The sequence below is a fragment of the Paracoccus acridae genome (genome assembly GCF_014642735.1).
GTDB lineage: Bacteria > Pseudomonadota > Alphaproteobacteria > Rhodobacterales > Rhodobacteraceae > Paracoccus > Paracoccus acridae.
On record NZ_BMIV01000008.1, the window covers coordinates 172,703 to 179,625 of the forward strand.

The window sequence follows — 6,923 nt, forward strand, 5'->3', positions numbered from 1 at the left end:
CGGAAAGACTCCTATTCGGCCCAGTGAACGGTCGCGTTGTCCAGGAAGGCGCGGATCGGCGCCTCGGTCGGGTCCATCTTCTGCGCCCGTTCAAGCGCCTCGCGCTTTTCAGGCCCCATGATCAGGACATGGACATTCATCGCATCGGCAAGGGCGGGGCGGGTCAGGGTGATGCGCGGCTCCTCGGCGCCTTCGGCGCGGATCGGCAGGACCAGCGGTGCATCCGCGGCCAGGCCCTCGGCCAAACGATCCGCACCGGGGAACAGGCTGGCGGTGTGCATGTCATTGCCCATGCCCAGCAGGACCACGGTGATCGGCAGATGCGGCCTGATCGCCTGGGCCAGACCATCCGCGGCCTCGTCCGGCGTGGCGTCGCCCGTGTAAAGGTCGATGTAGGCCGCGGCCGCCGCCTTGTCGCGCAGCAGGTGGCGGCGCAACAGGCGGCCGTTCGACCGCTTGTGTTCGCCGTCCACCCAGCGTTCGTCGCCCAGAAACACCGTCACACGGCCCCAGTCGATATCCGCCCCGCTGAGCGTCTCGAACACCAGCGTGGGCGAGGTCCCCCCCGGCACGCAGAGGCTGGCCCGTTCGCCCGTCCGCAACTGCTGCGCCAGTTGCGACGCCATCTGGTCGGCCAGCGACAGCGCCAGCATTTCCCTGTCCGGGTATTCCTTGAATTCCATCGTCACGCGCGAATCTCCCTCCATCGGCGGTTGTCGCGATGCAGCAGACGCAACGCTTCCTCGGGGCCAGAGGATCCCGCGTCATAGGGTTCGGGGCGCCGCTTGCTGTCTTCCCAGGCGGCGATGATCGGATCGGTCCAGGCCCAGGCGGCCTCGACCTCGTCCCCGCGCATGAACAGGGTCTGGTTGCCCCGGATCACATCCATGATCAGCCGTTCATAGGCGTCGGGCATGTCGCTGCCATCGGCGCCAAGCGCGTCGGCGAAGGACATGTCCAACGGCACCTGCACCAGCCGCATCCCCCCCGGACCCGGTTCCTTGATCATCACCTTGAGGTTCATACCCTCGTTCGGTTGCAGGCGGATGACAAGCTCGTTGGCCTTGGGCGCGCCGCTGTCGTCGAAGATAGAATGGGGCGGTTCGCGGAAGACGATGGCGATCTCGCTGGTCCGGGCGCGCAGCTTCTTGCCGGTGCGCAGATAGAAGGGCGTGCCCTGCCACCGCCAGTTCGAGATGCAGACCTTCATCGCGACATAGCTTTCGGTGCGCGAATCCGGGTTATCGGCATCCTCGCGATAGCCGGTCGATTTCCCGTCGGCCTGATACTGGCCGCGCACGATGTCGCCGGGTTCCACCGGTTGCAGGGCGCGGATCACCTTCAGCTTCTCGTCCCTGACGGCATTGGGGTCGAAGTGATAGGGCGGCTCCATCGCGATCAGGCACAGAAGCTGCATCATGTGGTTCTGCACCATGTCGCGGATGGCGCCGGATTTATCGTAATAGCTGCCGCGCCCGGCTACGCCCACCGTTTCGGCCACCGTGATCTGGACGTGATCGACATACTGGGAATTCCACAGCGGCTCGAACAGGATATTGGCGAAACGCACCGCCATCAGGTTCTGCACGGTTTCCTTGCCCAGGTAATGGTCGATCCGATAGATCTGTTCTTCGCGGAAATGGCAGGCCAGCGTGGCGTTCAGGGCGCGCGCGCTTTCCAGGTCGCGGCCAAAGGGCTTTTCCACGACGATGCGGCTGTTTTCATCCGCGATGCCATGGCTGGCCAGGCGGCTGGCGATATCGCCGAACAGCGCCGGCGCGACCGAGAAGTAGAAGGCATGGACGGCACCGGGGCGCATCCGCGATTTCAGATCGGCCCAGCCGCCGTCCCCCTTGGCGTCGATCGGCGTATAGCCCAGCAGGTCCAGGAACTGCGCCAGCCGAGGGTCGTCCGCGGCGATGCCGCCGAACTCCTCGATGGCCTTCCTGGCCTCGCCGCGAAAAGCCGCGTCGTCCTGTTCGGTGCGGGCCGCGCCGATGATGCGTGAGGTCGCGGGAACCTGTCCGGCCACGAAGCGGCGGAACAGGCCCGGCAGAATCTTGCGCTGCGCCAGATCGCCGGTGGCACCAAAGATGACCAGATCGAAGTCATCGACCGGAATGACGCGCGAGACCATGCTGTCCTCCTTGCGGTTGGGGGTCGCCATATCTCTTGTTAGCGTTAACAGCAACTCGGTTCAACCTTTCAGCGCCTTGGCCAGCCTTGGCAGGCGGCTGCGTTTCAGCATGGCGGCCAAGGTCATGTCGCCACCCATTGCGGCGGCCTTGTCGCGTGTCGTCAGAACAGCGGCGCGAACCGCGCCCGGATCGGACCTGAACAGGTCCAGCAGGAACGCATCGGGATGGATCGCGCGCAGCCCAAGGCCCGCCATGAGGGTTTGGGGAAAATCGCGCAGGTTCGCCGTCACCACCAGCGTCGCGGCCCCTGCCAGGGCCGCCTCCACCACATGCCGGTCGGCAGGGTCCGGGAAATGCAGGTCGATGGCGCGGTTGCCGTCATCGGGCATCTCGGCCGCAGGAAACCGGTCGCGCAGCAAGGCGATCTCGGCTCCTGCGACGGCGTCCTGATCCCCGCCCAGCCGGGCGGCGGCACCCCGCCATTCGGCCAGGATGCGCGGCGACCACAAGGGCACGAACAACCCCGCGCCAGCCAGATCGATCAGGATCTCTCGCAGGATCGTGGGAAACAGGACATTGGCGTCAAGAACGGCGCGCATCAGTCCAGCCGGAAGAACAGCGCCTTGAGATAGCCGGTCTCGGCGAGTTGCGGCAGCATCGGGTGATCCGGCCCCGCCTGTCCGGTATGGATCAGCACCCCGCGCCGCCCGCCGCGCCCGATGCCGCGCGCGCTGACATTGCGGAAGGCCGTCAGGTCGGCCGCATGGGAACAGCTGCACAGGACCAGATAGCCGCCGGGCGCGACCAGAGGCGCTGCCAGCTTCGCTACCCGTTCATAGGCGCGCAGCCCCGCCTCCAGCGCGGGCTTGGCGGGTGCGAAGGCGGGCGGATCGCAGACCACCAGGTCGAAGCGGCGGCCATCCTCGGCCATCTTCTCCATCGCCTTGAAGGCGTCGGACTGGACGGTTTCCAGGCGGTCGGCGGCGCCCATGCGCCCTGCCCCGCCCTTCGCCAGATCCAGGGCCGCCGCGCTGCCGTCCACGCAAGTGGCGCTTGCCGCACCTGCCGCCAAGGCCGCAAGGCCGAAGCCGCCCACATGGCTGAACACGTCCAGCATCGTGCCGCCCTTGGCCAGCCGCTGCGCAAAGGCGTGGTTCGGCCGCTGATCGAAGAACAGCCCGGTCTTCTGCCCGCCCATCAGATCGGCCAGATAGGTCGCGCCATTCATCGGCACCGCCACGGGTTCGGACGGGGCCTGTCCGCGCAGAACCTCCATCCGTTCCTCCAGGCCCTCCAGCCCGCGCACGCGGCCCTGGCCGTTCAGGATCACCGTCGTCACGCCGGTCACATCGACCAGGGCGTCGGCCAGATCCTCAGCCATCCGGTCTGCCCAGGCGGCGTTCGGCTGAATCACCGCCGCATCGCCGAAACGGTCGATCACCAGGCCGGGAAGGCCGTCGGCTTCGGCATGGACCAGTCGATAGAAGGGCGTATCGTACAGCCGCTGCCGCAACTGCAATGCCTGGTCCAGCTTGGCGCGCAGCCATGCCCCGTCGATCCGCACATCGGTATTGGCGTCCATCACCCGGCCGACGATCTTGGAATTCGGGTTGACCGTCACCAGGGCCAGGGGCGCACGTTCGGCGTCTTCGAGGATGGCAAAGCCGCCTGGGGGGATCGCGCGGCTGCGGCGGTCCATCACCGCCTCGTCGGCAAAGACCCAAGGAAAGCCGTGGCGGATCGCCTGAGGCTTGGATTTAGGGCGCAGGCGCAGCACGGGCAGATCAGTCATCGGTTTCATCCTTTTCGCGCCACTGGATCTGGCATGGCGCCTCGTCCGGCACAAGGCTGCCCGACAAAGCAAAGCGCCGCGACAAGCGATGTTGAACCGTTAACGCTAACAGCGTATATAATGACGCAAGAAGGAGCCAGCCATGACCCTGCACGCCACCATCGACCGCGTCACTGACCGGATCCGCACCCGGTCCCGCCAGGGCCGAGAGGCCTATCTGACCAAGATCGCCCGCGCGGCCGAGGAAGGCCCCCGCCGGGCGCACCTGTCCTGCGGCAACCAGGCCCATGCCTATGCCGCGATGGATGACAAGGACGACCTGGCCCTTTCTCGCAAGCCGAACATCGGCATTGTCACCGCCTATAACGACATGCTGTCGGCCCATCAGCCTTACGAACGTTTTCCCGACCTGATCCGCCGTGCAGGCAAGGCAGCAGGCGCCACGGTCCAGGTCGCGGGCGGCGTGCCCGCCATGTGCGACGGCGTGACCCAGGGCCGCGCCGGGATGGAACTGTCGCTGTTTTCCCGCGACGTGATCGCGCTTGCGGCGGGTGTCGCACTGTCCCACGATTGTTTCGACGCGGCGCTGTATCTGGGTGTCTGCGACAAGATCGTGCCTGGCCTGGTCATGGCCGCCGCCACCTTCGGCCATGTCCCTGCCGTCTTCCTGCCTGCCGGGCCCATGCCCTCGGGCCTTCCCAATGATGAGAAATCCCGCATCCGCCAGCAATTCGCGGCAGGCGAGGTCGGGCGTGACGCGCTGATGGCGGCCGAGATGGCGTCCTATCATTCCCCCGGCACCTGCACCTTCTACGGCACCGCCAACAGCAACCAGATGCTGATGGAGTTCATGGGCCTGCACCTGCCCGGCTCCAGCTTCGTGAACCCCAACACCCCCCTGCGCGAGGCGCTGACCGTGGCGGGCGTCCAGCGTGCCGCCGCGATCACGCGGCTTGGCAACGACTATCTGCCCGCGGGCGAGGTCCTGGACGAAAAGGCCTTCGTGAACGGCATCGTCGGGCTGATGGCGACAGGCGGTTCCACGAACCTGGTCATGCACATCCCTGCCATGGCCAAGGCGGCGGGCATCCTGATCGACATCCAGGATTTCCACGACATTTCCGAATCCGTGCCCCTGATGGCGCGCGTCTATCCCAACGGCCTGGCCGACGTGAACCACTTCCACGCGGCGGGCGGCATCGGCTACATGATCGGACAGTTGCTGGACGCGGGGCTGCTGCACGCCGATGTCAAGACGATCAACGGCACCGGCCTGGTCGGCTATACCGCCGAACCCAAGCTGGACGGCGACCGCATCCGCTGGGAAGAAGGATCGCGCGAGACGCTGAACGACCGCATCCTGCGCCCCGCCGGCAATCCCTTCGCCCGGACAGGCGGGTTGAAGCAGCTTCAAGGCAACTTGGGCCGGGGCGTCATCAAGGTCAGCGCCGTCGCCGAGGAACGCCATGTGATCGAGGCCCGCGCCCGCGTCTTTTCCGATCAGGAGCAGGTGAAGGAGGCCTTCAAGGCGGGCGAATTCACCGAAGACACCGTCGTGGTCGTCCGCTTCCAGGGGCCGCGCGCGAACGGAATGCCCGAACTGCATTCCTTGACGCCGATCCTGGCCGTATTGCAGGATCGCGGGCTGCGTGTCGCCCTGCTGACCGATGGCCGCATGTCAGGCGCCTCGGGCAAGGTCCCGGCGGCCATCCACATCTCGCCCGAGGCATCGGTGGGCGGCCCCCTTGCCCGCATCCAGGATGGCGACCTGATCCGGCTGGACGCGGTCAGCGGAACGATCGACTGCCTGGCGCCCGACTTCGAAGCCCGTCCTGCCGCGCTGCACGACCCCGCCCCCAGCAGCGAAGGCATGGGCCGCGAACTGTTCGCCGCCTTCCGCACCGTGGCCGGCCCCGCAACCGAGGGCGCGGGCGTGGTGGTGTGACGGATGGGCCTTGGCAATCGGTCTGCCGCGGTTTAGGCAAACCTACGGAGCAGTGGCCGAGCGGTCTAAGGCAGCGGTCTTGAAAACCGCCGGGCCAGTGATGGTCCCGTGGGTTCGAATCCCACCTGCTCCGCCACTCCCGAACAAAACTGGGCACTGCAGCAGGTGTTATTGCACCCTTTGCGGCACCAGCTTCCAAGAGGGAGGCGCGGCCGGCGATACGGATCACATCGGCTCCAACGGATATCTCATCGATCACAGATCTAAGCACTGCGCGGCGCTTGGGAATGGAAGGATCGTCAAGCGCAGAAATTAAGGCCGTTACAAATGGCACGGTATTATCTTGAGTCATGTTCATATCTGACGGGAGCTCAGCTTTCACCTGAATAAGCTCTCTTTCCGCTGCTGCGTTTTCTAACTTAGCTTTGGTGAAGTGCTCCTTGAATCGCGGATCGGAGGCATCCTCCAAGCCTTCCTCGACCAACTTGTAGAGACGCGCCACTACGCGCGAAGTGTCGACGACAGCCTGCTCTCGCTTTGCGAGGGTTTCATAATGCGCCGCATGTCGCTGCTTGAAGGATGCTCTACGCTTGGCTACCATCCCTGTAATGGTCTCTACCGTAAACACTCGCTCTCGCAAAGTATTACAGATCAAATCGTCGAGAGCCTCACGAGGAACGCGATGGCCTTGGCAACCCATGGATCCTTGCCGGTTCTTTGTAGAGCATGAATAGTACTGATATCTTCCTCCCTTTCCGGAGGTCGCAATCATTGCTGCACCACAGTAAGGGCAAGTTGCCAGCCCAGAAAGCAGTACGTCGCCTGTGACCATGCGCGGCGGCGTCTTTTTTGGGTTCTTTGCACATTTTCTCTGCTGAACTGCCTCAAATGTTTCTGTGTCTATGAGTTGAGGAACGTCTATTTCGATTTCCTGCCCATCACCTTGTGAGTATCCGTCTTGGTCAAGCAGGATTGGGTGTCCAATTGCGATCGGCTTTGACGAGAGCGTTGGCAGTCTCGATGAGCTTGCGCATGAGCGTGACGATGG

At 64.9% G+C, this 6,923-nt stretch carries 5 protein-coding genes, 1 tRNA gene and 1 pseudogene; 2 read left to right on the top strand and 5 right to left on the bottom strand.

Annotation, left to right across the window (positions count from 1 at the left end; genetic code table 11):
- Window positions 1-11 precede the first annotated feature (11 nt).
- The 4 genes from pgl to IEX25_RS13290 are packed head-to-tail and all read right to left on the bottom strand — an operon-like array spanning window position 12 to window position 3,930.
- A complete protein-coding gene (gene pgl / locus IEX25_RS13275; protein ID WP_188715539.1) occupies window positions 12-683 on the bottom strand; it encodes a 6-phosphogluconolactonase in 672 nt (223 codons plus the stop codon).
- A gap of 2 nt (window positions 684-685) precedes the next feature.
- The gene (gene zwf / locus IEX25_RS13280; RefSeq protein ID WP_188715540.1) at window positions 686-2,137 is read right to left on the bottom strand and encodes a glucose-6-phosphate dehydrogenase; all 1,452 of its coding nucleotides are present in this window, start codon (window positions 2,135-2,137) and stop codon (window positions 686-688) included.
- A 60-nt stretch (window positions 2,138-2,197) separates the two neighbouring features.
- Complete coding sequence (locus IEX25_RS13285; protein WP_188715510.1) at window positions 2,198-2,737, bottom strand: RSP_2648 family PIN domain-containing protein; 540 nt, start codon at window positions 2,735-2,737, stop codon at window positions 2,198-2,200.
- The gene (locus IEX25_RS13290) at window positions 2,737-3,930 is read right to left on the bottom strand and encodes an RSP_2647 family RNA methyltransferase (protein WP_188715512.1); all 1,194 of its coding nucleotides are present in this window, start codon (window positions 3,928-3,930) and stop codon (window positions 2,737-2,739) included. The genes IEX25_RS13285 and IEX25_RS13290 overlap by 1 nt, the downstream gene beginning before the upstream one ends.
- Before the next feature lie 142 nt (window positions 3,931-4,072).
- Between IEX25_RS13290 and edd the strand changes: the two genes are divergently transcribed.
- Window positions 4,073-5,875, top strand: coding sequence for a phosphogluconate dehydratase (gene edd / locus IEX25_RS13295; RefSeq protein ID WP_188715513.1), 1,803 nt, complete (start codon window positions 4,073-4,075; stop codon window positions 5,873-5,875).
- 46 nt (window positions 5,876-5,921) lie between these two features.
- Window positions 5,922-6,011, top strand: a tRNA-Ser gene (locus IEX25_RS13300).
- A 513-nt stretch (window positions 6,012-6,524) separates the two neighbouring features.
- Here IEX25_RS13300 and IEX25_RS20415 read toward each other — a convergent pair.
- Window positions 6,525-6,707 (bottom strand): annotated as a pseudogene (locus IEX25_RS20415) (recombinase zinc ribbon domain-containing protein); the annotation flags it as partial.
- Window positions 6,708-6,923: the final 216 nt, after the last annotated feature.

What these genes read in the sequence shown, in the direction of transcription:
- pgl (WP_188715539.1), bottom strand. Translation starts at nt 683, where the DNA reads ATGGAATTCAAGGAATACCCGGACAGGGAAATGCTGGCGCTGTCGCTG.
- zwf (WP_188715540.1), bottom strand. Translation starts at nt 2,137, where the DNA reads ATGGTCTCGCGCGTCATTCCGGTCGATGACTTCGATCTGGTCATCTTT.
- IEX25_RS13285 (WP_188715510.1), bottom strand. Translation starts at nt 2,737, where the DNA reads ATGCGCGCCGTTCTTGACGCCAATGTCCTGTTTCCCACGATCCTGCGA.
- IEX25_RS13290 (WP_188715512.1), bottom strand. Translation starts at nt 3,930, where the DNA reads ATGACTGATCTGCCCGTGCTGCGCCTGCGCCCTAAATCCAAGCCTCAG.
- edd (WP_188715513.1), top strand. Translation starts at nt 4,073, where the DNA reads ATGACCCTGCACGCCACCATCGACCGCGTCACTGACCGGATCCGCACC.